The 25,433-nt window shown below is 48.3% G+C and carries 21 protein-coding genes and 1 tRNA gene; 10 read left to right on the forward strand and 12 right to left on the reverse strand.

From position 1 onward, the window contains the following. Window positions 1–778: 778 nt before the first annotated feature. The 3 genes from JUB14_RS23440 to JUB14_RS23450 form a co-directional block, all read right to left on the reverse strand. Window positions 779–1,405, reverse strand: coding sequence for a hypothetical protein (locus JUB14_RS23440; RefSeq protein ID WP_207509288.1), 627 nt, complete (start codon window positions 1,403–1,405; stop codon window positions 779–781). 149 nt (window positions 1,406–1,554) lie between these two features. Beyond that, entirely contained in the window at window positions 1,555–2,331 is a 777-nt protein-coding gene (locus tag JUB14_RS23445; protein WP_207509289.1) for a LytR/AlgR family response regulator transcription factor, read from the reverse strand. Beyond that, window positions 2,328–3,377 carry a sensor histidine kinase gene (locus tag JUB14_RS23450; RefSeq protein ID WP_207509290.1) on the reverse strand — a complete coding sequence of 350 codons (1,050 nt, stop codon included), beginning with the start codon at window positions 3,375–3,377 and terminating at the stop codon, window positions 2,328–2,330. The genes JUB14_RS23445 and JUB14_RS23450 overlap by 4 nt, the downstream gene beginning before the upstream one ends. Window positions 3,378–4,420: 1,043 nt before the next feature. Between JUB14_RS23450 and JUB14_RS23455 the strand changes: the two genes are divergently transcribed. Together JUB14_RS23455 and JUB14_RS23460 are read left to right on the forward strand one after the other, a co-directional pair. Continuing rightward, window positions 4,421–4,849, forward strand: a complete 429-nt coding sequence (locus tag JUB14_RS23455; protein WP_207509291.1) for a hypothetical protein — start codon at window positions 4,421–4,423, stop codon at window positions 4,847–4,849. A 485-nt stretch (window positions 4,850–5,334) separates the two neighbouring features. Continuing rightward, window positions 5,335–5,745, forward strand: a complete 411-nt coding sequence (locus JUB14_RS23460) for a hypothetical protein (RefSeq protein ID WP_207509292.1) — start codon at window positions 5,335–5,337, stop codon at window positions 5,743–5,745. Between the two features lie 117 nt (window positions 5,746–5,862). Here the strand turns inward: JUB14_RS23460 and JUB14_RS23465 are convergent, their stop codons facing one another. Then, window positions 5,863–7,200 carry an SBBP repeat-containing protein gene (locus tag JUB14_RS23465; RefSeq protein WP_207509293.1) on the reverse strand — a complete coding sequence of 446 codons (1,338 nt, stop codon included), beginning with the start codon at window positions 7,198–7,200 and terminating at the stop codon, window positions 5,863–5,865. Window positions 7,201–7,792: 592 nt separating this feature from the next. Between JUB14_RS23465 and JUB14_RS23470 the strand changes: the two genes are divergently transcribed. Next, on the forward strand, window positions 7,793–8,263 hold the full coding sequence (locus JUB14_RS23470) for a recombinase family protein (RefSeq protein ID WP_310586188.1): 471 nt from the start codon (window positions 7,793–7,795) through the stop codon (window positions 8,261–8,263). Between the two features lie 143 nt (window positions 8,264–8,406). Here the strand turns inward: JUB14_RS23470 and JUB14_RS23475 are convergent, their stop codons facing one another. The 4 genes from JUB14_RS23475 to JUB14_RS23490 all read right to left on the reverse strand — a co-directional run bounded on the left by JUB14_RS23475 (window position 8,407) and on the right by JUB14_RS23490 (window position 10,708). Beyond that, the gene (locus JUB14_RS23475) at window positions 8,407–8,745 is read right to left on the reverse strand and encodes a hypothetical protein (protein ID WP_207509294.1); all 339 of its coding nucleotides are present in this window, start codon (window positions 8,743–8,745) and stop codon (window positions 8,407–8,409) included. Next, entirely contained in the window at window positions 8,738–9,298 is a 561-nt protein-coding gene (locus JUB14_RS23480) for an SET domain-containing protein (protein WP_207509295.1), read from the reverse strand. Before JUB14_RS23480 ends, JUB14_RS23475 begins: the two co-directional genes overlap by 8 nt. Before the next feature lie 108 nt (window positions 9,299–9,406). After that, window positions 9,407–9,955, reverse strand: a complete 549-nt coding sequence (locus tag JUB14_RS23485; RefSeq protein ID WP_310586189.1) for a helix-turn-helix domain-containing protein — start codon at window positions 9,953–9,955, stop codon at window positions 9,407–9,409. 679 nt (window positions 9,956–10,634) lie between these two features. Then, a tRNA-Ile gene (locus JUB14_RS23490) sits at window positions 10,635–10,708 on the reverse strand. Between the two features lie 117 nt (window positions 10,709–10,825). On the opposite strand from JUB14_RS23490, the gene JUB14_RS23495 reads away from it, so the two are divergent. From JUB14_RS23495 to lpxA, 4 genes are all read left to right on the forward strand, one after another. Further along, complete coding sequence (locus JUB14_RS23495) at window positions 10,826–12,058, forward strand: HD domain-containing protein (RefSeq protein ID WP_207509296.1); 1,233 nt, start codon at window positions 10,826–10,828, stop codon at window positions 12,056–12,058. 95 nt (window positions 12,059–12,153) lie between these two features. Beyond that, window positions 12,154–13,191, forward strand: a complete 1,038-nt coding sequence (gene lpxD / locus JUB14_RS23500; protein ID WP_207509297.1) for a UDP-3-O-(3-hydroxymyristoyl)glucosamine N-acyltransferase — start codon at window positions 12,154–12,156, stop codon at window positions 13,189–13,191. A 52-nt stretch (window positions 13,192–13,243) separates the two neighbouring features. Then, on the forward strand, window positions 13,244–14,635 hold the full coding sequence (locus JUB14_RS23505; RefSeq protein ID WP_207509298.1) for a bifunctional UDP-3-O-[3-hydroxymyristoyl] N-acetylglucosamine deacetylase/3-hydroxyacyl-ACP dehydratase: 1,392 nt from the start codon (window positions 13,244–13,246) through the stop codon (window positions 14,633–14,635). Continuing rightward, complete coding sequence (lpxA, locus tag JUB14_RS23510; protein ID WP_207509299.1) at window positions 14,632–15,435, forward strand: acyl-ACP--UDP-N-acetylglucosamine O-acyltransferase; 804 nt, start codon at window positions 14,632–14,634, stop codon at window positions 15,433–15,435. Before JUB14_RS23505 ends, lpxA begins: the two co-directional genes overlap by 4 nt. 226 nt (window positions 15,436–15,661) lie before the next feature. Here the strand turns inward: lpxA and JUB14_RS23515 are convergent, their stop codons facing one another. Beyond that, complete coding sequence (locus tag JUB14_RS23515) at window positions 15,662–17,089, reverse strand: amidohydrolase (protein ID WP_229368188.1); 1,428 nt, start codon at window positions 17,087–17,089, stop codon at window positions 15,662–15,664. A 232-nt stretch (window positions 17,090–17,321) separates the two neighbouring features. Between JUB14_RS23515 and JUB14_RS23520 the strand changes: the two genes are divergently transcribed. The 3 genes from JUB14_RS23520 to JUB14_RS23530 all read left to right on the forward strand — a co-directional run bounded on the left by JUB14_RS23520 (window position 17,322) and on the right by JUB14_RS23530 (window position 22,267). Further along, a complete protein-coding gene (locus JUB14_RS23520) occupies window positions 17,322–17,948 on the forward strand; it encodes an ABC transporter ATP-binding protein (protein WP_207509301.1) in 627 nt (208 codons plus the stop codon). A gap of 72 nt (window positions 17,949–18,020) precedes the next feature. Continuing rightward, complete coding sequence (locus tag JUB14_RS23525) at window positions 18,021–21,713, forward strand: DUF7948 domain-containing protein (RefSeq protein WP_207509302.1); 3,693 nt, start codon at window positions 18,021–18,023, stop codon at window positions 21,711–21,713. Between the two features lie 110 nt (window positions 21,714–21,823). Next, window positions 21,824–22,267: a DUF4920 domain-containing protein gene (locus JUB14_RS23530; RefSeq protein WP_207509303.1), complete on the forward strand. Its 444-nt coding sequence runs from the start codon at window positions 21,824–21,826 to the stop codon at window positions 22,265–22,267. 32 nt (window positions 22,268–22,299) lie between these two features. On the opposite strand, the gene JUB14_RS23535 is transcribed toward JUB14_RS23530, so the two are convergent. From JUB14_RS23535 to JUB14_RS23545, 3 genes are all read right to left on the reverse strand, one after another. Next, entirely contained in the window at window positions 22,300–23,331 is a 1,032-nt protein-coding gene (locus JUB14_RS23535) for an MBL fold metallo-hydrolase (protein ID WP_229368190.1), read from the reverse strand. 279 nt (window positions 23,332–23,610) lie between these two features. Beyond that, complete coding sequence (locus JUB14_RS23540) at window positions 23,611–24,774, reverse strand: methionine aminotransferase (RefSeq protein WP_207509305.1); 1,164 nt, start codon at window positions 24,772–24,774, stop codon at window positions 23,611–23,613. A gap of 221 nt (window positions 24,775–24,995) precedes the next feature. Further along, on the reverse strand, window positions 24,996–25,136 hold the full coding sequence (locus JUB14_RS23545) for a hypothetical protein (RefSeq protein WP_207509306.1): 141 nt from the start codon (window positions 25,134–25,136) through the stop codon (window positions 24,996–24,998). Window positions 25,137–25,433 lie beyond the last annotated feature (297 nt).

The following is a 25,433-nucleotide window of genomic DNA, read 5'->3' on the forward strand; positions in this document are numbered from 1 at the left end:
ATTATGCCTGTATTGTTTCCGCGTTCGGTTAGAGCCATTTAAAAATGACGAAGTTGTGGCTTGGATGTTAACCCTATTTAAAAACAATATTGTACCACGTCCATTTTTTTAAAAAACCGAGCATTCATATTGATTTTCCCTACTGACTATTAAAGTAAAAAAGTCACTCCACTTGATATGGAGTGACTTTTGGATTTAATGAAAATTGGGAATTCCTCAATGGTTTGACCGCCGCTCTGTGCAAGAAAGGCTATAACGGATCGGTGATAATGAACTAAATACTTATATACCCACTGTGTGATACAAGGCTCACCACACACCAAGCAAAGCCCCAAATAAAGAAACTTGATATATAGTATATATCCTCTCTTTTACTACCCAGCGCTCGCTGGAAAATAACGTCTTCTAACTTTCTCATCCTTCGATTGTAAGAAGTATTTACTGCTCATTAATTATTTCAATAGCTCTTTTAATTAATTCATCACGTCCGTCCCTCACTCCTTGAACGGTCGGTCTATGTTCTATATCAGGTACAATGCTATTTTCTGCGTTTCCTTTCCATCAGGATAGATGAATAATAACACCACGTTTTCTGTAATAGACTGGATAGTTAGGTTACTCGGCTCAGTCGGTCTACAGCTGGAGATGATGGTTATAGCCAACCCCGCTTCTTCACAGCATAACTCATTAGGTAAACAAGCTACTGCTGAGACCACATGAAGAGTAATCAACGGGCTACTATCCAGCAGTTCTGTACTCAATTTATTAAAAGCTTTTCTCAGGAAGCTATAACTGGCGGATTTTGAACTGTGTCTGCCTCGGGCTGAGGAGTAGGCCACACCTGTCTGGCAGCCCAGGCAAACACTCCCAACAGAATCAGATCATTTAGAAAAAGAACAGGTTCTACATCCAGAGCATTTCCCACCCAAAATAAGGGTCCGGTCAAGATAAGGGCGAGGCCGGGCAGGAAACTATATTTTTGTGAACGCAACACAGCAATACCAAAAATGATCAGACTGAGAGGGAAAAGAGAGCCCGGTAGAAAGATAGTAGCGGGCAGTAGTGGATTCTTGAATAGGACCTGCTGTAGTAAAAGTGGCACTCCGTCCGGACCAGTTTCCATCACTGCCCCTAACCGGTAAAGGGTCAGAATAGAAGTACCTCCGATGATACCCGTAAGGCTTATCCCACCCGCCCAGAGTGCCAGGGTACCTGATCTACCCTGCAAAAGGTGCGTCAGACCAATTACAGCCGGAACTAAAAATACATAACTCAGCCAGCGTACAAAGGTACCTTCTGCTACCAGCCCACCCTGTAGCCAGATAAGATCACCAAGTAGCAGACATACCGGGGCAAGGAACATACTTACTGAAGCAATCTTCAAATACATGTTATAAGTTTTCATAGCTATTGTTGTTTTTGTTTGGTTGAGTACAAATTTCTTCCCAAATGGCAGGGTAGAAAAGTGGTAGAAGTACCAACCAGCACAATAACTGACTAAGGCAGGCAGCATTTTGTATAAAACAGCACAGGTAACTATGAAGGTAAGTGGCCCTACCGGCCCATCCAGTTCTTAAAAGCTGTCGCCCTTTCGCGGCTTACCAGTACTTCGTCCTCTGTATCGGGCTGCAGGATCAGTTTTAGTTTATGGTTGAAATAGCTATGTATATTTTTTACCGACTTGATATGGAGAATATACTGCCGGTTGGCCCGAAAGAAAGTTTTGGGATGAAGCATCTCCTCCAGCTCGTCCAGGTTATAGTCAACCATATATCGTTCATCCTTCCAGGTACGAAGGAAGGTGAGTCTGTTTTCAAAATAAAAATAGGCTATCTCGCCGGTTTCCAGTGATATGTACCTATTCCCGCTTTTTAGCAGGAAACGTTCCCGATACTCTTTGGGTACCGGCTGGCTTAGTTGCCGGATTAACTGTTCAATAGGCACAGTAGGCGGCTCCACAACTGACTGCAGAGTCTGGGCCAGGTGGCGTAGCTTTTCGAGACTGGCACGCAGCTCATCCCGCTTTACGGGTTTCAGTAGGTAATCTATACTGTTGACCTTGAAAGCCCGGATGGCATATTCATCATAAGAAGTAGTAAAAACAACCGGACTGCGGACCTGTACCCGATTAAATATTTCAAAGCTCTGTCCGTCGGCCAATTCGATATCCATCAGGATCAGATCGGGGGGCGGATTAGCCTGTAGCCACTCCACCGTAGATTCAATACTATCGGTAATTCCTGCCAGTACGGCCGTGGGCTCCACTTCGTCTAAAATCTTCCGGAGCCAGTCTGCCGCCAGTTCTTCGTCTTCGACCAGTAGTACCTTCATGATTTATTTGCTTTGATAAGGGGAAATATAATTGTAAAAAATCCGTCGGAATCAGTAACAGCTATGTCCGGCTGGTTTAGCAACCTGAACTTGGTCATGATGTTGTTCAGGCCCATCTGGCTTGAAGCTACCGTCTGCACTTTACGTTGTAGGTTATTACTCACCTGCATTTGCATCATCTCTCCTACTACGTGGTGAGTAGTAAATTCTATAATTAGGGGGCGCCTGGGAGAAATCACATTATGTTTTACGGCATTCTCGAGTAATAGCTGTAGGGTAAGTGAAGGCAGGAGATAATCCAGAGCCATCTCCTCCACCCTTATATTAAGCTGAATGCCGGTGCCATACCTGGTTTTAAGCAAATGGAAATAGGAATTAATAAAAGTAAGCTCCTGCCGAAGGGTAACCAGCTCGTCCTGATTTGATTGTAACAGGTACCGGTAGACCGTAGACAACTCCTCAACAAATTGCTCGGCTCTTTCGGGTGAGGTAGCAATGAGTGACTGCAGTGAACTCAGGCTATTGAATAGGAAGTGAGGGTTAACCTGACTTTTAAGGGAGTCGAGCTGGCTTTGAAGGTGGGCTTTTTTCAGCTCTTCCTTTTCTTTATCAATCCGACGCAATTCATAAAAACTGTAAATGACCTCATGGCCTCCTACTACCAGCGCACTAAAAAACAGCATTGGTCCTAAATGACGCATAAACACAGCAGGAGTTATGGGTACCTTTCCAACTATAATCCCATAGAAATCGAACAGAAGGGTATTAAGAAAAATACCAATAATAGCACTGACTACTATAGTCCAGGCCACCCGCTTAATAGTATCCTCATAGCCTGGGAATTTCCACCGAAAGGCATCCATAAGGCCCCGGATTGTCAACCAGAGCAGCAACGCTAGCAGGAAGTTCAGCCCTACCTTAAGGAGAAGCTCCCCGTTGAATGGTCCCTGATGGAATTGATTACCCACAAAATGTGCCAGCATAAACAGTGGCAGCCCAATAAGCATCAACCGTTTTTCGTAAAGTTGTAGAGAACTGGCAGGCATAACTATACTACGGACGCATCAAAACAGGAAAATACAGGAAAGTTATATTAGAAAGCTCCCCAGACAAATTAGCCAGAGCACCGGCTCCTAAGATACAGGATATAAGCCAACAACCCCAAGTCCCTGATCAGGAATTAACGTAGGTTGAAAGTACTGTAGATTAGCAGCCTTTTATAGATGTCTATAATCCGGCTTACCTGATCGTACTGGTTCCACCTTGCTCTGAAGCAGAAGTCTCATCTGCTTTTCAGACCTACTATTTTGTCGGGCATAAGCATCCCGGTACTGTTCATTGTAATTGGTTTGAACAATCTTAATGCATCCAGTTATTGAAGTACAACCAAGCTTTAGGCGCAGCCATAAAAGTCAGTAGTAGTCGCGCCAGGTAGCCCCTACGTAGTTGCCCCTCCTGCGTACTTTCGTAGCCCTTGCAGGGAAGCAGCTTATACAACGGGCAGGTAAAGCTATCTTCTTGCTTGTGTTAAGAGAAACTTTTAACTTCTAGCATGTACTTTCAAATAACAAGCTTCCAGCCTATGATATTCCTCTGTTCTAGAAACCGAAGATTAAAAAAGTCATTTGAGGAGAAGATTTTTAAAAAGCTTCTAGCAGAGTTGAAAAGTAAAGGTAACTAGCAATGAGCGGCACATAATCGAATAGTCGGCCGTGACAGAATTAGCTTACTGAGCGCTATTGAAACTACCAAGATTAATAATATTAATATTTTTTTAACATAGAAACATTTATGCCATGAGTGGCTAATTTTATTCAATCAAAATACCCTTTTCGAACACAGGTACCTAATTCTGTGGACTTTTGTCAAAACGAGACGCTAATATACCGGATTTACAGTATTGACAGACAGTCGCTGAATAGGGTACCTTGGAGCCGCTAATGGCTATTGCCATCAGCTCATCGGGACCAAGCTTTCTACCAAAGTGTAGCCGTGCGTTTTGACAAAAAAATAGCCATTACCTTACATTATGCTCAAAAGTCGGCGTATATGAGCAAAATATATTGGTCAGCTTTATTAAAAAATAAATATGTCATTTGAAGACTTCATAGAATTTGTAGACAAATCCATCGGTGAGCTATTACTTTATGCAGAAGTACATGCAAATAAAAGCTTCAGCAACCACGAGTTAATATTTGAATGGATGTCCCATGATCCTACCTTTATCTATGGAAGAGAAAATATAGTATATGAAATCACAGATAAGGTTTTTGTTAATGAACAAGAGATTTATCCTTGTGTAGACCTGGTGATCGAAAAACCTGATTCAGGAGTAAGCCTATTGAAGATAATAGGCAAGAGAGCAGGATATGCTCCTAGACCCTTCACTATTGGTTGGAGTAACCGGCCTGGACCTTTTATTTATGGAATAGGGAACGGAATAAAGAACCCATTAGTAGATACACAAGACCCACAGTTTCAGAAGAGGCTTAGAGAGTTAGGACTTATTCATTACTAGAGAATATTGTATCGAAGCTACTTTGACTAATCACACACAATAGGAAGCTTCGATCGCCGCATACATATGATGTTATGTACAGATCTATCATTTATGAGCTGGAGTAAAAGAATCTGTACTTGAACGGTTTGGTACTGAAATAGTGACTTGACCTGAAAAAGGACCCTTTTACTATACAGTCAAACTTATAGCTAAGGAAAACCGCACTGTACCTTCCTCTCTGAGCATAAACCATGCTAGCATTTCAGATTATAAGTCAGCAGATGGGCTAGTGATAACTGGTAGGAGCTAACCATATCGGTATGGTCTTTGCCTCAGTCTCATCGGTGATCAGTAACCTGACCGTTGGATAAAATTCTACTAGCATGTAAAGAAAAGCTGGCCCTAGCGCCTATCTTGTCTGCACAATAAGTAAGGATTACTGATCCCTCTTATTCATGTGAGAGCTATATATGCCGATAAACTTGATCGAACTTCGCCTACTAATGATTCAAAACTCCTCTAAATCTAAAAATTTCAAAAGTTATATGAACTACCACAGATTGCTTCTCTATACCACCATATTCGCAGCGGGGTTGGTATTATCCTGTGATATAAAAGAACCAAAGCCTGATTGTGGTTGCGAAAGCAAGGAGATAATAGGAACTATCATCGACGGTAAAGCAAGTTTGATTGATAAGAGCCTATTTGCTATTTATGATGACAAAAGAAATCAGATAATTGGCCTATTTTATGCCTGTAATCCTGATCCGGCTTGGAAGAATTCAGAGAAGGATGTTTATGACTACATTATATCAGGCAAATATAAGCGCCAGTGTCTACCTCCTAATACACTCCCTTATATACCAAACTATCCAATAGAGGTTACAAAAGTTATTTCATCAAACAATTACTGATAATTGAGTAGGAATGCAAAATTTTGCCTTGTCCTAAACTAAACGACCGCTTAAATACATAGGGGATGGTCTATACAACTTTGTACCAACTACCTCATTAGCTACCATACAGAGCTACTACCTTTTCAAATATTTCGCTATAAAAATATCATGATATCCACTTGAAGTTAAAGTAGTAGAGCCGAAAGTCACCTGCTCCTGAAAGAACCCTGTTATAAAAATTTCACCCCTCTTGTTCATAGTAATTCCAGTTCCACTATCGTAGCCAGCTCCACCTATATGCTGCACCCAATGTAATTTTCCATTCTGGCTATATTTAGTCAGGAATATGTCGTTTTGTCCTCGTGGGATTAATGTGGTGGCTCCAAACGTAGATTCCCCCTTAAAATATCCAGTTATATAGACGGCTCCCTTTTCATCAACAGTAAGTCCTCTTCCAATACCACTATCTGTACAATACGAACTTCTTACCCACTGCATTTGCCCACTTGTACTATATTTTACTACAAAGGCATCCCCAAGTGGCGCTTTTGCAGTCATCGCAGTCTGTCCAAAAGTCGCGGTCTCATTATAGGCGCCAGTCACAAAAACATTTCCTTTCTTATCTAGGGCCAGATCATATATATAATCATTCATTACTCCTCCGATCTGCTGTACCCATTCTGCTTCACCATTCGCCGTATACCTGGTAACGAAAAGATCGACATCCCCACGAGAAGTAAGTGTGGTGGCTCCGATTGTGATTGTTCCCTCAAAAGACCCTCCTATATATATCCTGTTCTTATTATCTAACCCTATACTTATACCAGCGTCCCGCTCGGAGCCTCCTGCACTTGTAGCCCATTGAATAAGGCCCCCCTTGTTGTATTTGGCAATGAATGTATCGGTGCCACCAGCTGATTGTAAGGTCTTTGATCCCAACGAAACTTTACCTGAAAATAATCCAGTAACATAGAGGTTATCACTTTCATCAACAGCAAGGTCAGCGCCTTCATGTAATCCAGGTCCGCCAAATTGTTGCTCCCACTGCTTAACTCCATCACTATTGTACTTAGCCAGAAAGATCTGGAAGTTATAGTAATCATATAACGTGGTAGGGCGCTTAGGTAATTGACCTTGTCTAGTTCCAATCATATATATGGCTCCCTGTTTGCCTACTGCAATGCTACTAATCTGTCCATCTATAAGTTGCACCCACTGCACCACTCCATCACTGCTGTACTTCGCAAGAAAGCCTGCTGATTCATCAAAGGAGTAGTTAGCGGAAAAGGTAGCTTTAAATTGATGGCCTGCTACAAAGATGTTTCCCTGTCCATCTACTGCAATAGTATGTCCAGCATCAGCATCAGCCCCTCCGGCTTTCCAGGCCTTAACAGTGAATGGTGTGGTTTGAGCCTTAGAAGAATTGGATAACAGGCAGAATAGTAAGAAGGCAGAAAAGAGATTTTTGAACATCTAAGGATAGAAAAAGGGCTACTTATTATAGTTCTGCAAAATAATGGATCAGGGTGTAGCTTTTGCACAACAAACCAAAATCACTGTCAAAACTATGCTACGTATGTTACGCTCATAGATCGTCCGTACTTCCTGAGCCCTATTCTAGTACCTCTTGCTAAGCCCCTACTTCCAGCCGCAGGTGTATCTCCGGTCCTAGCAGTTGCACGCCCAGCTGTGGTAGGCTACAAGATGATGTCACGTCGGTTCGCCATCGGTCGGCCGTAGAGACGTGAGCGTATACTACCTTGATCAAATTGTTTATGAAACTCAACAAGTGCGGATATAATACACTTAGTTAAATTACATGGCAACATAAACAATGGCAGAAAGAAGGGTCATCAGGATCTAGTGAGGGGTACTGGAGCAGTCAAAATATTATAGAATAAACGGTCGTATAAGTGATAATATATTTGATAAAAAGGTATCAATATTTACAGCACTATTATTATAATTTAAACACATAACTTAGGTTTTCATCTAATCGCTTAAAAATGCCTCGGACTATTGCCTATCTACGTATCTCCACGGCAGCGGCGGACCGCAGGAAAAGGTGTCGGGTAAGGTCCCCTGGCGCAGCCGCAAAATAGGTCAGCTTCTCGATGAGCTGAAAAAGAGAGATGTGATTCTGCTTAGTGAATTCTCAAGACTGGGACGATCAATGCTGGAATGCATGGAGATCATTTCCAATGCCATGCAAAAGGGCATCAGTATCTATACTGTAAAAGGTGCCTGGCAGCTCGACGACTCCATCCAAAGCAAAGTGATGGCCATGGTTTTCTCAATGGCCTCCGAAATAGAAAGGGACCTGATCAGTAAGCGCACTAGGGAGTCACTGGCAGCAAAGAAATTATCCGGAGTAAAACTAGGTAAACCCACTGGCCCAGGGAAAAGTAAACTGGATCAGTTCAGGCCAGAGATAGAAGCCTTGCTGCTGAATGGTTCGAGTCAAAAGTACATTGCCGGCCGTTACTGCATTACAGAGGCCACTTTATCGAACCGCTCAGGCGGCCCTGTGGATTAAAAAGAACGGTATCAAGAAATACAAAGAGCAGCTTGACATAGCTAGATCAGGTGTAAACTAAAAGCAGGACAGGTCACTTCCCGCCCGGAAGAATTGACAAACTTTCGTCAGTTCCTTCCGGGCAGTACCATAAAGCGCGGATGCTAACGAAACCGTATCAAGAGCCCAATAGATACGCAGCCCAACCCAATACCTGCTACCTCTCGCCAAGTGATTTTTTCGTCGAAGACAAACACACTCAACGCCAGGCTCAAAGCAATAACTCCAAACGAATGAAGTACACCCAACGTAAAAATTTTAAAGGACCGCATCATAATGAACCAGCCAAGCGCGGTCGACCCATACAGGATACCTCCCAGCAACAGCCACCCCCACCCTGAAAAACCAGCCAACAGGGACGCTTTTTTGATCAGGTAGTCAGCCAGGATCGAAGCGGCCTCAAGGATCAGTAAAAGAAAAAGCCATTTCAGGGGTTCATTCATGCAGGATCGTGTCGGTTTGATGAAGTATCGCAAAGAAGGTATCATTCTCCGAAGACTGGACCTGCAGAAGCTCCTGCGGTTGACCAAGTACCATAGCGCGTATGTCGTTTACGTGCAGCCGTAAACCAGCTTGGTAAGAGTTTTGCTGGGTAATGTATCCGCGGCAGTTTGGAGCTCCACAGCCGCATTTGAATGACTCGAAATGACCATAGTAGGAGTAATAGTCCTCTACTATCTCTTCATCGGGTTCGATAGGGCGCAAAGCAATGCTGATGTTGTCAAAGCCAATAACACCTATTGAATTGGGATCGCAGGAGTGGTTGACGTATTTTCCTTCATCCCAGGCAATAATTACGCGATTTTGGTAGTCCAGATAGCCATACACTTTGAGCTTCTGTTGCTGGAAAGAATCAAGGGCCTGGTAATGGGCCAGGTCAATCTTGACATCTATGTCATCCAGAATCCAAAGTATCGTTCCGGTTTCAAACCGGCGGCTGGCAAATAATCCCAGTCCTTTGGAAGTAGGTTTAACGTAGGTATCAGGGTGAATCATGTGTGTGAGAAAATTTAAGTTGTTAAAGTTATTTTTTGTATAAAACGGCTCTGCAAGTTAAGAGAAGTCGCAATCAAACGAGGTGGACTATTACACAAAATAGGTGGACTACCGTTCGGATTTTGCCGAATTACGAAATTCGGTGGGAGACTGACCGAATTCTTCCCGGAAAGCACGACTGAAGTACTTGGGATCGCTGAAGCCAACACCGTAAGCGACCTCGGCAATGGTTTGTCCGCTGTCGGCCAATAGTACTTGTGATTTGTGGAGCCGAAGCAGACGGAGATACGTGGGAATTGGCATTCCTGTCAGAGCGGTCAGTTTCAGGTGGAGAGTCGTCCGGCTCATACTCATCATTTGACAAATGTCTTCCACGGACAGAGCCGAATTGTCAAGTTGTGTTTCGATGCCCTCCCGTAGTTTTTTCAGAAACTGGTTTTCAAGGGGACAGCCCTGTGATTCGGCCGCCGGTACGGTTATTTCAGTGCCAAGGGCTAATTGGGTGTAGTAGCGTTGCATTGCTTGACGTGTCTTGAGCAGGTTGGCCAGCACCACCAGCAGTTCCTTTCGCTCGAAGGGTTTTACCAGATAGGCATCCGCTCCGTACCGTAGATCGGCAAGGCGGTCATCAAAGGTGGCCCGGGCCGTCAGTAACACGATGGGGATATGGCTGGTGCGCTCATCCTGCTTCAGCGTATCTCATAGGGCAAATCCGTCTTTCAGAGGCATCATGACATCGCTCAGGATCAGGTCCGGTGTTTCGGTTAGTGCGGTATCGACACCTATTTGCCCGTTTTCCGCCCGAATTACCTGGTAGGTAGCTCCAAGGCAGCTAAAAATGTAGGCTGCAACATCATCGTTGGGGTAGTTAACACATTCAGGGTAAATCCGCCATGTGAAGGTTATAATCAGCTAAAATTTAGGTCGTTAACATATTTTATTGCTTGTACTCAGGCCTATTAAGACGTTTTAGGCAATTGCCTTTGAAAAACGCCTTATTTCTAATTCCAAAAGCCGAATTCCGCAATGGATTTTCCTTTAAGGGTAAATTCATTAAACTGTTTAGTTACAGTTTAGGAGCTTGTTGAGCCGACTTCACTTTACATGTCCAGCTCTCGATTAATGCCTCATTTATGCAAAGTAAGATCCATTTTTGCAGGACAAGGCAAAATATGAACTGACCGCCGATACTGCTGAACAAGTTATTTAGATGTAGCGGCCAATAGTAGCTGAGGGAAGTAGCACAAGGCATTAATTACTGGGGGTGCGTGCAAATCTACGTGCAAACAAAAAAGCGCTTACATCTAAAACAGACGTAAGCGCTTGATTTTCAACGTGGGCCCACCAGGGCTCGAACCTGGGACCACCTGATTATGAGTCAGGTGCTCTAACCGACTGAGCTATAGGCCCGGACTCTTATCGAGTTTTCGTGTGCAAAATTAGTTATTCATAACAATTCTCCAAAGCATCTGTTGACAATAATATTTGTGTCCGCTCCCGGATTGTTACTTTTGCAAAAAAACGGCCTTGAATAAGAGAAAGATAATTAACGATCCGGTCTACGGATTTATCAATATACCTTCCGACCTGCTCTACGATCTGGTAGAGCACCCCTACTTTCAGCGATTGCGGCGGATCAGGCAGCTCGGTTTGGCCGAGTATGTATACCCGGGCGCGCTGCATACGCGCTTCCACCACGCACTGGGAGCGATGCACCTGATGGGACTGGCGATGCGCAGCCTGCAGGACAAAGGCCACATGATATGGGAACCGGAGTGCGAGGCCGCGCAGGCGGCTATCCTGCTGCATGACATTGGTCACGGGCCTTTCTCCCATGTACTGGAAAGTACCCTGCTATCGGGCATGGCGCACGAACAGGTCTCGCTGCTGCTCATGCACGACCTCAACCGCCAGCTCCACGGCCGGCTCGACCTGGCCATCCAGATGTTTGAGGGAACGTATCCACGCCCCTTTTTTCACCAGATGATATCCAGCCAGCTGGACATGGACCGCATGGACTACCTTAACCGCGACTGCTTCTACACGGGCGTGACCGAGGGAGCCATCGGAGCTGACCGACTCATTAAGATGCTTGACCTGAGCAAAGACCGGCTGGTGGTGGAGGAAAAGGGACTACTCAGTATCGAAAACTTCCTGAACTCGCGCCGCTTGATGTACTGGCAGGTGTACCTGCACAAAACGTCCCTCTGTGCTGAGGCCATGCTCTTCCAGATTATCCGCCGGGCCCGTGAGCTGACGGAGCAGGGGCAGGACCTGTTCGCTACGCCCAGTCTGGCTCTCTTCCTCAAGAATAAAATAACCTTTGACGACTTTGTCAGTCAGCCGGAGTACATGGCGGCCTTTACGCGGCTCGACGACTACGATATCTGGACGTCCATAAAGGTGTGGGCTCAGCACGACGATCTGGTACTTTCTTCCCTGAGTACAATGCTGCTCAACCGTCAGTTGTTTAAGGTACAGTTTCTGGAGCATCCATCGGAAGAAGCCATTGTAGCCCCTCTGCGCGATGAACTCCTAAGGAAGGGCGTACCCGAAGGCCTGTTATCGTATTTTCTGGTAGAAGGCCAGACTACCAATGCGGCTTACGTGGAAGAAGGGGAACAAATAAAGATAAAGTTAAAAAAGGGTAACGTAGTGAATATCACGGAGGCTTCGGACCTGCCTACCATAAAAGCGTTAAGTAAGATTGTGCGTAAGTATTACGTATGTTGGGCTAAAAATGTATCTTTGCGCCCATAGCTAGCCGTCTGATTTTTGATGATCAACTGAAGTTGACACTTCCGCTTTGAACCAGTCTTATCTTAACGGCAACACCACAATCAGCAAGATTTAGTATGGAATTTACTGTCAGGCAAATAGCCCAGATGCTTAATGGAAAGGTCGTAGGTGATGATACCGCCCTGATCCGTTCAGCAGCCAAAATAGAAGAAGGGCAGCCCGGTTGTATCTCTTTTTTAGCCAATCCCAAGTACGAGCCTTATATCTACAGCACCCGCTCCACAGCCGTCATCGTAGACAAAAGCTTTGAACCCCGACAGGAAGTAGCTTCTGCCCTTATTTATGTAGATAATGCCTATCTGTCATTTACTGTATTGCTTGAAGAGTACCAGAAACTAACCGCTCAGGGCAAGCGGGGCATTGAACAACCCAGCCATATTGGCGAGGGCAGCACCATGGGCAATAACGGGTACCGCGGTGCATTCTCCTATATAGGCAGCCACTGTACCATTGGCAACAACGTTAAGATCTACCCCAATACCTACATCGGTGACCAGGTCAGCATAGGTGATAATTCGGTGATTCATCCGGGAGTACGTATTTACGCCCGTACCGTAATCGGTCGTAACTGCACCATATTTGCCAATACCGTGATTGGGAGTGATGGCTTTGGATTTGCTCCCCAGCCCGATGGCTCCTATAAGACTATCCCTCAGCTGGGTAATGTCGTTTTGGAGGACGACGTAAGCATAGGAGCCAATGCTACCATTGACTGCGCTACCATGGGGTCTACAATTATCCGACAGGGTGCTAAGCTCGACAACCTGGTACAGATAGCTCATAACGTAGAAGTAGGAAAAAATACCGTAATTGCGGCGCAGACGGGTGTATCGGGTTCTACCAAGATAGGTGATCAGTGTGTCATAGCCGGACAGGTAGGCATAGCCGGACACCTTACCCTGGCCAACCGTACCAAGATAGGTGCTCAGTCGGGTCTGGGAAAATCGATCAAAGCCGAAGGCCTGTCACTGAGCGGCTCTCCTGCTTATGACCTTAACCTGCACCTGCGATCACTGGCTTCACTCAAGCGCCTCCCTGAGATGGAGAAGCGCCTGCTGGAACTAGAGCGTTCACACCAGCACTCAGAAAAATAGGGCCCAGCCCCTCTACTATAGTAGTTATTGATTGTAGTTTTATACAACACGAATGAACGAAAAACAACAGACCATCAAGAAAGCCGTGTCAGTGTCGGGCGTAGGCCTGCATACGGGAGTTACGGCCACGATGACTTTCGTACCCGCCGCAGCCAATCACGGTTATAAATTTCAGCGCGTAGACCTACCCGGTCAGCCCATCGTAGATGCTGACGTTGATAATGTAGTAGATACCTCGCGTGGTACTACCATTGAACAAAACGGAGCGCGCATCCATACCGTAGAGCACACGCTGGCGGCGCTGGTAGGTCTGCAGATTGACAACGTACTGATCCAGTTGGATGGTCCCGAGCCTCCAATCATGGATGGTAGCTCTTACCAGTTTATAGAGGCACTGGAAGAAGCCGGTATTGAAGAGCAGAATGCCTACCGCAACTACTTCGAAGTACCTGAGTATGTACATTATAAGAAAGAGGAGAAAGGTATCGAGATGGCGGCGCTGCCCCTATCCGACTACCGCCTGACCGTTATGGTCGACTACAACTCCAAGGTGATCAGCAGCCAGCATGCTTCTCTGAATGATATTACTTTATTCAAACAGGAAATAGCCCGCTGTCGCACCTTCTGTTTCCTGCACGAGCTGGAAATGCTGCATAGCCAGAACCTTATTAAAGGGGGAGACCTGAACAATGCCATTGTCATCGTGGACCGTGAGGTAAAGGATGACGAGTTGGACCACCTGGCTAAGCTACTAAATAAGCCCAAGGTAAGCGTCAACGAAAGCAAGGGTATCCTGAATAACGTAGACCTGCACTACCCCAACGAGATGGCCCGTCACAAGCTGCTGGACCTGATCGGGGACCTGGCGCTGGTAGGGCGTCCGCTGAAAGCGCAGATCCTGGCGGCCCGCTCCGGCCACGCCGCCAATGTGGAACTCGCCAAAAAGATAAAGAAGCTCATCAAGGCTAGCAAAGAAGATATTCCTCAATACAATCCGAACAAGGCTCCTGTACTCGATATCAACCAGATATCACAGATCCTGGCTCATCGGTACCCCTTCCAGCTGATCGACAAGATCATTGCCCTTGACGAATCAAGCGTAGTAGGTATCAAGAATGTAACCATGAACGAACAGTTCTTCGTTGGTCACTTCCCTGGCAATCCGGTAATGCCAGGTGTACTGCAGCTGGAAGCCATGGCCCAGACTGGAGGTATCCTGGTGCTGAGTACCGTACCCGATCCCGAAAACTACTGGCCCTACCTGATCGGTATCGAAAATTGTCGCTTCCGTCGCAATGTAGTACCCGGTGACACAGTTATTTTTAAGTGCATGTTTACCTCCCCCATGAAGCGCGGCATTGTCAAAATGAGTGGACGCGGCTACGTAAGTGGTCAGCTGGTATGTGAAGCAGACATGATTGCAAGCCTTGTAAAGAAAAAATGATACAACCCCTAGCATACATTCATCCCGAAGCGAAAATCGCCCGCAACGTAGTGGTTGAGCCTTTCGCTATGATCCACAAAGATGTTGAAATAGACGAAGGTACCTGGGTAGGATCGCACGCGGTAATCAATGAGGGTGCCCGAATCGGCAAAAACTGCCGGATATTCCCGGGTGCGGTGGTCTCGGCCATTCCTCAGGATCTTAAGTACAATGACGAATACACGCTCACATTTGTAGGGGATAATACTACCATTCGTGAGTACGCTACCATCAGCCGGGGTACCGAGCAGCACTGGAAAACCGAAGTCGGCAGCAACTGCCTGATCATGGCTTATGCCCATATCGCCCACGACTGCGTAGTGGGTAGCAATTGTATCATCGGTAATAACGTACAGATGGCAGGTCACGTCCACGTAGGCGACTGGGCCATTGTGAGTGCGATCAGCGCCATCCACCAGTTTGTCAAGATCGGTACGCACGCCTTTATCTCGGGAGGTTCACTGGTACGTAAGGATATTCCTCCGTTTACCAAGGCTGCCCGTGAGCCTATCTCCTACGCCGGTATCAACTCCGTAGGGCTACGTCGCCGCGGCTACACCAACGAGAGGATTACCGATATTCAGAATGTATATCGCTACATCTACATGAAGGGGTTAAACAACGCCGAAGCGCTTAACCTCATCGAACTGGAACTACCAGCCTCCGATGAGCGCGACGAAATCGTCAACTTCATCCGTACCTCTGAGCGTGGCATCATGAAAGGCCCCCACCAGGTAAGCACCAGCGAAGCAACTGAGTGACCAGTGGCCAGTGATCAGTTACCAATGGAGATTAGTAATCATTGAATAGTTGCTGATTAGCACATATAAGAAAAAGAATCCGCCAGGTACTACATTGGTAGTCTTAGCGGATTCTTCTTTTATACACCAGATTTTCCCAAGCAAACAGCTACCATTCAACATTGGTTACTGACTGTACGCCGCTGCGTTTATTGGTCACTGGACACTGCTCATTGGTCACTGATAACTATTTCCGGTAGTCCAGGGCAGGGGGACGATTGCCTAGTAAGGCTTCGTACTTAAAACTCTTGCCCCGCTTCTGCTCAAATTCGGCTTTGGCTTCGTTGAGTACCTTCGGGCTCTGGAACAGCTCAATGGCTGTGAGTGCCATGGTTTGTGCAGCTACCATCATTCCTTTACGTCCTATGCTGGTACCTCCGGCTGCTACGGCCTGCCAGCTGTGCGCGGCTGTACCCGGTACCCAGGTGGCGGTACGAAGTCCTACGGTAGGTACCGTCCAGCTTACATCCCCTACGTCAGTAGAGCCCATGCCCGTACGCTCCGTGGCATAAGGCTGAACGGTAGCCGCCGAATTAATATCGGGTGCACTGGCTCCAAATGATTGCTGGATTTGCCGGGCAAAAGCCAGCTCGGATTCATCGTACTTCACACCACCTACCTTTCTAAGGTTAGCATCCATGACTTTGGCCAGGGCATCCAGCGGTAATAGCTCATGTACCCCGCCGATAATCTCGTGTTCTACGCTGGTACCCGTACCCATAGCCGCCCCTTCGGAGGCTTTTACCATCCGCGCCCAGATATCCTTTACTACATCCCGGTTTTGGTGACGTACGTAGTAGTACACTTCGGCAAAGTCTGGTACTACGTTGGGCGCCTTACCTCCGTTCGTAATGACGTAGTGGATACGGGTATCCGACGGTATGTGCTCCCGCATCATATTCACCATGAAGTTCATGGCTTCTACCCCATCCAGCGCCGACCGTCCCCGCTCGGGAGCACCGGCCGCGTGGGCTGACACCCCTCTAAACCGAAACTTGGCTGATATATTGGCCAATGACGAACTGGCACTGGCGCTGTTGTCGGCACTCGGGTGCCAGTGAAGTACAGCATCCACTCCGTCAAACAAACCAGCCCGTACCATATACACCTTACCCGATCCGCCTTCTTCCGCCGGTGTACCATATACCCGCACGGTACCGGGACGCTTACTGGTAACGAGCCAGTTTTTGGTAGCTATAGCCGACGCCACCGAACCTACCCCGAACAGGTGGTGCCCGCAGGCATGTCCGGCTTCTCCCTCTTTGATGGGCTTGCGGGTAGGCTGTGCTTCCTGCGAAAGCCCCGGCAGGGCATCGTACTCGGCCAGGATTCCAATGACAGGCTGCCCCTTTCCGTAGGTAGCCACAAAGGCCGTAGGGATACCGGCCACACCGGCCTCTACCGTAAAGCCTTCCTTCCGCAGCATATCCTGCAGCAGGGCGGAGCTTTTTTCCTCCATATAGCCTACCTCGGCAAATTTCCAGATCTGCTGCGCCGCATCTCCGTACTGCTTTTCTTTCTGACGCAGCTCTTTCAGTACTGATTCAGTAGGGGCTTGTGCTGACACCGATAGCGAGGTTACCAGGGCGGCTCCAAGGAGCCATGTACTCTTCATCTTCATACAAGTAGTATATAGTAAGTTTAGGTGTTTAAAAAGAAGCAGTAACTACTACCCGATGATAGCTGCGAATAAATTTATCGTTCAGTTTGCCACAGGAGCAACTCGTCAAACGTACTATAAAGTAGATTAAGCTGCTTCTTCATACAGGTTTAACGGTCTAAAATAAGGAATCTCCGTAACTTCACGGCTGGATTTTCACAACAATGTCTCTATTCCATTCAGCATAGTGCAGATTATAGCAAAAGAAGCAGGCAAGAAATTCGTAACGGAGTGGATCGTCAGGCGAGTAGACCTCGACCTGCATACCGGCCAGAGCTACACCTTTGTCGGTCCCAACGGTAGTGGTAAGTCCACGCTGATTCAGCTCCTGACGGGTAGTGTACCGGTTACGGAAGGTACCGTTACCTACCGGATGGAAGATGGCAAAGAACTGGACGTAGACAACTGGTACAAGCATATCGTACTGGCAGCGCCCTACCTGGAAGTCATTGAGGAATTTACCCTGCGCGAGCTGGTCGAGTTTCACCGGAAGTTCAAACCTTTTAAGAACGGACTTTCGGCAGCAGACTTTGAAGATTTTGTGCAGCTCTCGCACACCCGCCACAAAGTGATACGCCACTTCTCGTCGGGTATGAAGCAGCGGGTACGGCTGGGACTGGCGTTTCAGTCGGATGTTCCGGTAGTGTTTCTGGATGAGCCTACCTCTAACCTCGATGCGCAGGGGATACAATGGTACCTTGATAACGTTACCAACCTGACTGACCAGCAAATGGTCATAATCGGCTCTAATCAGCCGCAGGAGTACGAGTTCTGTAAAAATATCATTTCGGTTTCGGGGTTCAAACAGAAGTAGTTCCAACCTTCCGCCCTCCTTTTAGGTCTGACATGTGTATATTGGCAAAACGGTTGAGTCAAACAACTTTCTATGAAAAAAACTTTACTACGTTTTGGTCTGATAGGCTTAATAATCTGGTGTACAATAGGGGGAGTGATAGCCGAAGGCCTGCGTTTTATCCAGAATCGGGGACAGTGGGATCTTGATGTACAATACCGGGCCGAGCTACCCGGAGGCTTTTTATATCTGAAAAAGCAGTCGCTCGTATATGTACTCTACGATGCCCGTCAGGTATCAGCCCGGCACGCCAATACCCCTATGCCGGAAGGTAATGACCGTACCACACCAGCTACCATACAGGCCCACGGCGTAGAGGTCCGGTTTGAAGGCAGTAATCCTGCCGTTACCCTTACCAACCTCCATCCTCACTCCTCCCGTTACAGCTATTTTCTGGGTACTGATCCCTCCCACTGGGCCAGCGACGTATCTGCCTTCGGCGAGGTCATCTACAAAAACCTGTACCCCGGCATTGACCTGCGGGTATTCGCCTACCAGTCTACGCTCAAATACGAATTCATTGTACAGCCCGGCGCGGACGCGTCACGTATCCGGATGCAGTACGAAGGGGCTACCAACCTCTCTACCAATGAACACGGGCAGGTAGTGGTAGAAACCACCGTAGGGCAATTCAAAGAAGCCAAACCTTACTCCTTTCAGGAAGTAAATCAACGGACGAAGGAGGTAGAAAGCCAGTTTGTGCTGGAAGGAAAGAAGCTCCATTTTGCCCTGCCCAAAGACTACGACCACACGCAGCCGCTGACCATTGATCCTGAGTTGATTTTCTCCTCCTACTCAGGTTCCCTATCCGACAACTGGGGACACACCGCTACCTACGACGAAGACGGCCATCTGTACTCGGGCGGTACTGTATTTGGAAGCAGCTTCCCCGTGACTACGGGCGCCTATCAGGTACAGTTCAAGGGCATGGTGGATGTAGCTCTTATGAAATTCAGTCCGGATGGTACTCAACTTCTTTACGCCACCTTCCTGGGTGGCGGTGGCACCGACATCCCCAATAGCCTGATCGTGAACAGCAAGGGCGAGCTACTGATCTACGGTACTACGGCTTCGCTTAACTTCCCTACCTCGGCCTCCGCCTTTCAAAAGTCGTTTGGCGGCGGAGCGGGCATCGTTCCCATCAGTGGGTTGGAGCTCACCGCTGGTAGCGATATTTTTGTTACGAAACTGAGTAGCGACGGGCGGCAGATGCTGGCCTCTACCTACGTAGGCGGCCGGGGCAACGACGGACTCAGCAGTGTCAATAGCGTCGTGATCCGTAACTACGGTGATAGCTTCCGGGGTGAAATTGTAGTGGATAAAGATGACAATATACTGGTAGTATCTTCTACCAACTCTGATAACTTCCCCCTCCAGAACCCCGTACAGGACCAGCTCAAAGGGCAGCAGGATGCGGTGGTCATGCAGCTATCGCCCGACCTGAGCGCGCTGCAATGGAGTACCTACTTCGGAGGCAGTAATTTTGATGCGGCTTTTTCGCTGAAGCCCACCCCTAACGGCGACTTGTACATTACCGGTATTACCAAAAGCCCGGACCTGCCCGTAGCCACGGGTACCTACAAAGGTACTCTGGGGGGTACTGAGGATGCCTTCGTGGCTCACTTCAAAGACCGCAAACTGGCACAGGTCAGCTACCTGGGTACCGACGAAGCCGACGGAGCCTACCTGCTGGACCTGGACCCCAGTGGCAATGTGCACGTACTGGGCCTTACCCGCGGCAAGTACCCTGTTACGTCCGGTGTGTATAGCACGGCCAACAGTGGCCAGTTTATCCATGCGCTGGACCCTACGCTGTCGCACACCATATTCTCGACGGTGATTGGTTCGGGCCGGGGTATACCTGACATTTCACCGACCGCTTTCCTGGTCAACGAATGTGGCAATATCTACATAGCCGGATGGGGTGGCGCGGTCAACGTAACTACTAACCATAACACCGCCAGTAGTACCAACGGCATGCCTGTCACGCAGGATGCCCTACAGAAGACTACCAATGGCAGTAACTTCTACGTGGCTATTCTGGAAGCTGGCGCTAAGGCTCTGCTGTATGGTACCTACTTCGGGAGCGTAAGCCATCCTAATCCTGAGCTGGACCGGGGCGACCACGTAGATGGTGGCACCAGCCGCTTTAACAAAAATGGTGTGATCTATCATGCTACCTGTGCCTGCGGCGGTACGCGCTTCCCAACTACTCCCCAGGCCTGGTCACAGACCAACAAGAGTGCCAACTGTAACAACGCCGCCTTCAAGATCGACATTGACCTGCTCAAAGCTGACTTTGACGTATATGAAGGTACTAAGAAAGACGTGGTACAGGGTTGCGCGCCGCTGGCGCTCAACTTCGTCAATACCAGCGTTGGTGGGGTAGAGTACACCTGGCAGGTCAACGGCAACGGTTTCTCACGTGAAGCGAAGGAGGCGGCTTATACCTTTGAAAGAGCGGGTGAATATACCGTCACCCTGCAGGCCTTCAACCGTCTTACCTGCAAGCGGGTGGATATTGCTACGCGCAAGATAAAGGTTACCAGCCTAAATGTACTGATCGACGGCGATACGACGGTTTGTAAAAATAAACCCGTACAACTCAGCGTATCCGGCGGTACCCAATACAAATGGACCCCTATAATTGGCCTCAGCAATCCAACCAGCACCACCCCAATCGCTACCGTAGCGGAAACCACTCAATTTGACGTGGAGGTGAAGGATGAATCAGGCTGCGTAGTGACCAAAAGCGTGACTGTCACCATAGACGACAGCAAGGCGGATTTCGTGGCCAGTCAGGATACAACTATCTGCGCCGGACAGGCGGTGGTACTAAATGTAAAAGGGTCCGCCCAAAGCTATACCTGGTCGCCGCCGACTACACTCAGTGGTACCAATGGCAATCAGGTTACCGCCAAACCGGGCCAAACCGTGACCTATACCGTAGAAGGCGCGTATGCCGATGGCTGCCGTCCCCAGAAACAAATCACCGTCACCGTCAGCGACGATAAGCCTGACTTTGCGGTAACGCCCGATACAATGGTATGTGCCGGACAGGCGGTGGTACTGAATGCCTCCGGCAAAGCCGTCAAATACAACTGGTTCATTGAGGATGCCTCCGCCCCTACCACGGGTACGTCCATTACCGTCAATCCTACCAAGACTACTACCTACCTCGTCGAAGGGGAATATGCCGACGGATGCCATCCTCAAAAGAGGGTAACCGTACAGGTAGACCGTACCTACGAACCGGCTTTCGAAATAGCCCGCTCTGGAGCCGCCTGTAACGAAGCCGTAACGTACCAGTTCCTGAACCGAACTTCTAACGCCGAGCGCTACGAATGGAACATGGGAAGAGGTACCGGATTTACCAGCCAGAACGTAGAGGGTATGGTATATGACCCACCGGGATCATACGTAGTGACTCTGACCGCCTACAACCGCGCAGGCTGCTCACTAACCGTATCCCAGAACCTGATCGCTGAACCTCCACTCATTCTGCCCAACGTCATTACACCCAACGGTGACGGCAAGAATGACACCTTTGTAGTCCCCGTAGCCAACTCAGCCCTCGAAATCTACAACCGCTGGGGCAAACGCATGCTACGTACCGATGACTACAAAAACGACTGGGGTACCAACATCACCAACGGCACCTACCTCTACGAGATCACTACTCCGCAGGGCAGCCGCTGCAAGGGATGGGTACAGGTACTGGAATAACTTGACTTAGGAACACAAAATTTTGCGCCTCTACGTGGGCATTTCGATCCAACAAAACGTTATTAATCAAAACCTACTAGCTACTAACTAACGGCTAACACCTAACAACTATGAAACACCTGCTCACCCTACTTATTTGCCTCTCGCTGGCGGACTACGCCCAGGCACAGGACAACTTTGGCAAGAAGATCAGCGACAAAGGAGCCGTAACCGCTACGGCCTTACCCGAAAAGATGGGAAACAAAGAAGCCCTGAAAACCAAAGTAACGGGTACCGTTGAGTCGGTATGTCAGGCCAAGGGCTGCTGGATGAAGGTCAAAATGGATAACGGCGAAACCATGCGCGTGACCTTTAAGGATTACGGATTCTTTGTTCCGAAAGACATAGCCGGTAAAACGGTCGTATTTGAAGGAGAAGCTAAGAAGAACATAACGCCTGTATCAGAACTGCGCCACTATGCCGAAGATGCCGGTAAGAGCAAGGAAGAAATTGCCAAGATCACCGAACCCAAACACGAGCTGGCCTTCGTGGCCGACGGTGTGATCGTAAAGTAATCAGAAGCGCCGCTGGTACCAGCGGCGCTCCATTATTTTCTCCACCAGGTCTTGTGCGGCAGGGGCTGCTCAAGTACCACCGGCTCTCCAATCTGCGGAGTCGCGATGGGGAGACCTACTTCATGGGCCCGCTTCGTTACCCGCTCAATCGGCTCCGTCCAGGGATGCAGGGCCAGCGTAAATTTCCCCCAGTGTACCGGCAGTAGTACCTTCGCCCCCAGATCCTGTGCGGCCTGCACCGTTTCCTCGGGCATCATATGAATGTACTTCCAGTACGCATTGTACTGACCGTTTTCCAGTATCGCCAGATCAAAGGGGCCGTACTTCTGCCCAATCTCCTTAAAGTGTTTGTCATAGCCCGAGTCACCGCCTACGTATATTTTATGTTGCGGAGCTTCCAACATAAAGGAAGACCAGAGGGTCTGATTACGCTTGAACTTCCGACCCGAAAAGTGACGCGCCGGAGCCGATCTGATGTGTAAGGTACTATCCAGCCGTACGTCCTCGTACCAGTCCAGCTCAGTTACTTTCTCAGCCGGGTAGCCCCAATGCTCCAGGTGCGCTCCTACCCCCAGCCCCGTCACTACCTGCTTTACCTTCGGTTGTAGCTTCTCAATGGTCGAGTAGTCGAGGTGGTCGTAGTGGTCGTGGGAAATGAGCAACAGGTCTATCTCCGGAAAATCCTCCACCGAGTACACATTGCTGCCGGGGTAGTTTTTGCCGAAAAAGGAAACCGGCGAAGCGTAGCCACTCAGTACCGGATCTACCAGGATATTCTTACCGGCCAGCCGGATGAAGTAGGACGAGTGTCCCAGCCACACCACCACGGGTTGCTCTGATTCTAGGTTTTTTAGATCTGTCCTAACAGAAGGCAGCGAGTCTAGTGGCTCCTTCTCCTCTACTTTCTTTGTATAGCTTTTCAGAATGTCCCAGTAGGTAATACCTTCGGCCAGATCGGGCGTGGGGCTCTGGTTCTGGAAGGCACCGTCGCGGTAGTTGGGAGATTTCTGGATACGCTCGAGGCGGGCGCCGGAAGGCACTTTGCCGAATTGTTTCTGCTGCATGAAAAGGAGGACAACTAGTGTGAGTACAAGAGCAGTGCCCAAAAGGCCTGCCACTATTTTTATAAGTAAACGCATTGATAAGGTTAATAAATTATAACCACAGAAGCTTATAGAATTACATAAGCGGAGTACTCCCCTTTTGCTCTTACTCTTAATTAAGCCCATCTATGGCCCTGATATACAGGCATCAAGCCCTTTACTAGCAAAGGCTCATGTCCCCACGAGGCACGGTAAGGAACATAGACCTACGGTAAAGGAAAACTAACACCTAAGAGCTCTTTACAACCTACTCAATAACTCCCCTGCCCGCTTTAGCGTTTCATCGTCCTTGGCAAAACAGAAACGAATTATCTTGTAGTCGTTCTTCTGGTTATAGAATACCGACACTGGTATGGACGCCACCCCTATTTCCTTCGTCCACCTCACCGCCAGATCGTAGTCATGTTCCTGCGTCATATCACCATAGTATACTGTCTGGAAGAAGGTACCCTGCGAAGGCGTAAACCGGAAGCGGGAATCCTTGATGGCTTCCAGAAAAAGATCACGCTTGCGCTGGTAAAAGTCCGACAGCTCCAGGTAGTGTTCAGGTATTTTGATGAAATCAGCCAGGGCGTACTGCATAGGCGTCATAGTACTGAATGTCACGAACTGGTGTACTTTACGGAACTCCGCCGACAGCGCCGCCGGAGCCAGACAGTACCCGATCTTCCAGCCCGTTACGTGGTAGGTCTTACCGAAGGAGCCACAGATAAATGTCCGCTCCTGCAGTACCGGATGCGATAGGAGCGACTGGTGCCGCTGCCCGTCAAACACAATGTGCTCATACACCTCATCGCTCACCAGCAGGATATCCGTTCCCCGCACCAGGGCCGCCAACTGGTCCAGATCCTCGCGTGTCAGTACTTTACCAATGGGGTTGTGGGGCGTATTGATCATGATCAGCCGGGTCCGGTCGGTTACTTTCTGCCGTACCTCCTCCCAGTCGATCTGGTAGGCGTTGGCGGGCGTGAGAGTAATGTACACCGGTACGCCTCCGCTCAACTCAATGGCCGGCACGTAGCTGTCGTAGGCCGGCTCAAATACCAGTACTTCGTCGCCCGGCCGCACCACCGCCGTCACCGCCGCATAGATCGCCTCCGTCGCCCCCGATACAATGGTCACCTCCTGCTCGGGGTGGTAGGCTACGCCGTAGTGGTCGAAGGTTTTCTGCGCCAGCGACTCCCGCAGCGCCGGAACCCCGCTCATGGGTGCGTACTGGTTGAAGCCCTTTTTCATGTAAGAGTTCACCAGTTCCACCAGCTCCGGCGAGCAGTCAAAGCTCGGAAAGCCCTGCGAAAGATTCAGCGCCCCCACATCCGCCGCCAGTTTGGACATGACCGTAAAGATGGTAGTACCTACGTTAGGGAGTTTGGAGGGTATACTGAGAGCAGAAGGTGTGTTCATTTTCTGGTGAATGGGGTACTGGTTATGAAGGACGAAGATAGGAAAAAGTACAGAAGCTTCTTTCTTCCCGGTAAGGAAGAAAGAAGCTTCTGTAGAAATAGAATTAATTATCAATTACTGCATCCACCACCCAGGGTCCGGTAGACGTTCACCACCGCATTGAGCTGCCGCATCATTTGCCGTTGCTGGTGTTTCTCACCTGCAACTTATTCACAAGCACCTCATTCGCCGGCGATAACACCGGCAAAGGCATAAACCGTTTTTCGATTGGCTTTAAATTTGGCAGCTGCTTGAGCAATATTGAGCTTACCCTGGTGAATTTCAGACACCATTTGGCACATGGTGGGTTCGTGCTGTTGCATGCTTAATTCAATAAGGTAACCATTTTATAGTCAACATTTTCCAGGACGTGTAAAGCAAATTTTCCCAAACGCTGTAAGAGTACGTTAACATTATTTAACCTATTTATTTACATCAAATCAGGTCATATTACTAATCTTTGTAGCCGTACCTGTAGAATACATACATCATGCAGTTTGGTATCAGTATTCTTTTCTGAAGAGTAGCAGTTAGACAGATTGATTGGTTTGTGATGTTTTATCACTGCTAACCTTAGTGATCATTACTGGCATTACTTGGCCTATAAAATAACAACCTCC

The organism is Telluribacter humicola, assembly GCF_017355935.1.
Classification (GTDB): Bacteria; Bacteroidota; Bacteroidia; order Cytophagales; family Spirosomataceae; genus Telluribacter; species Telluribacter humicola.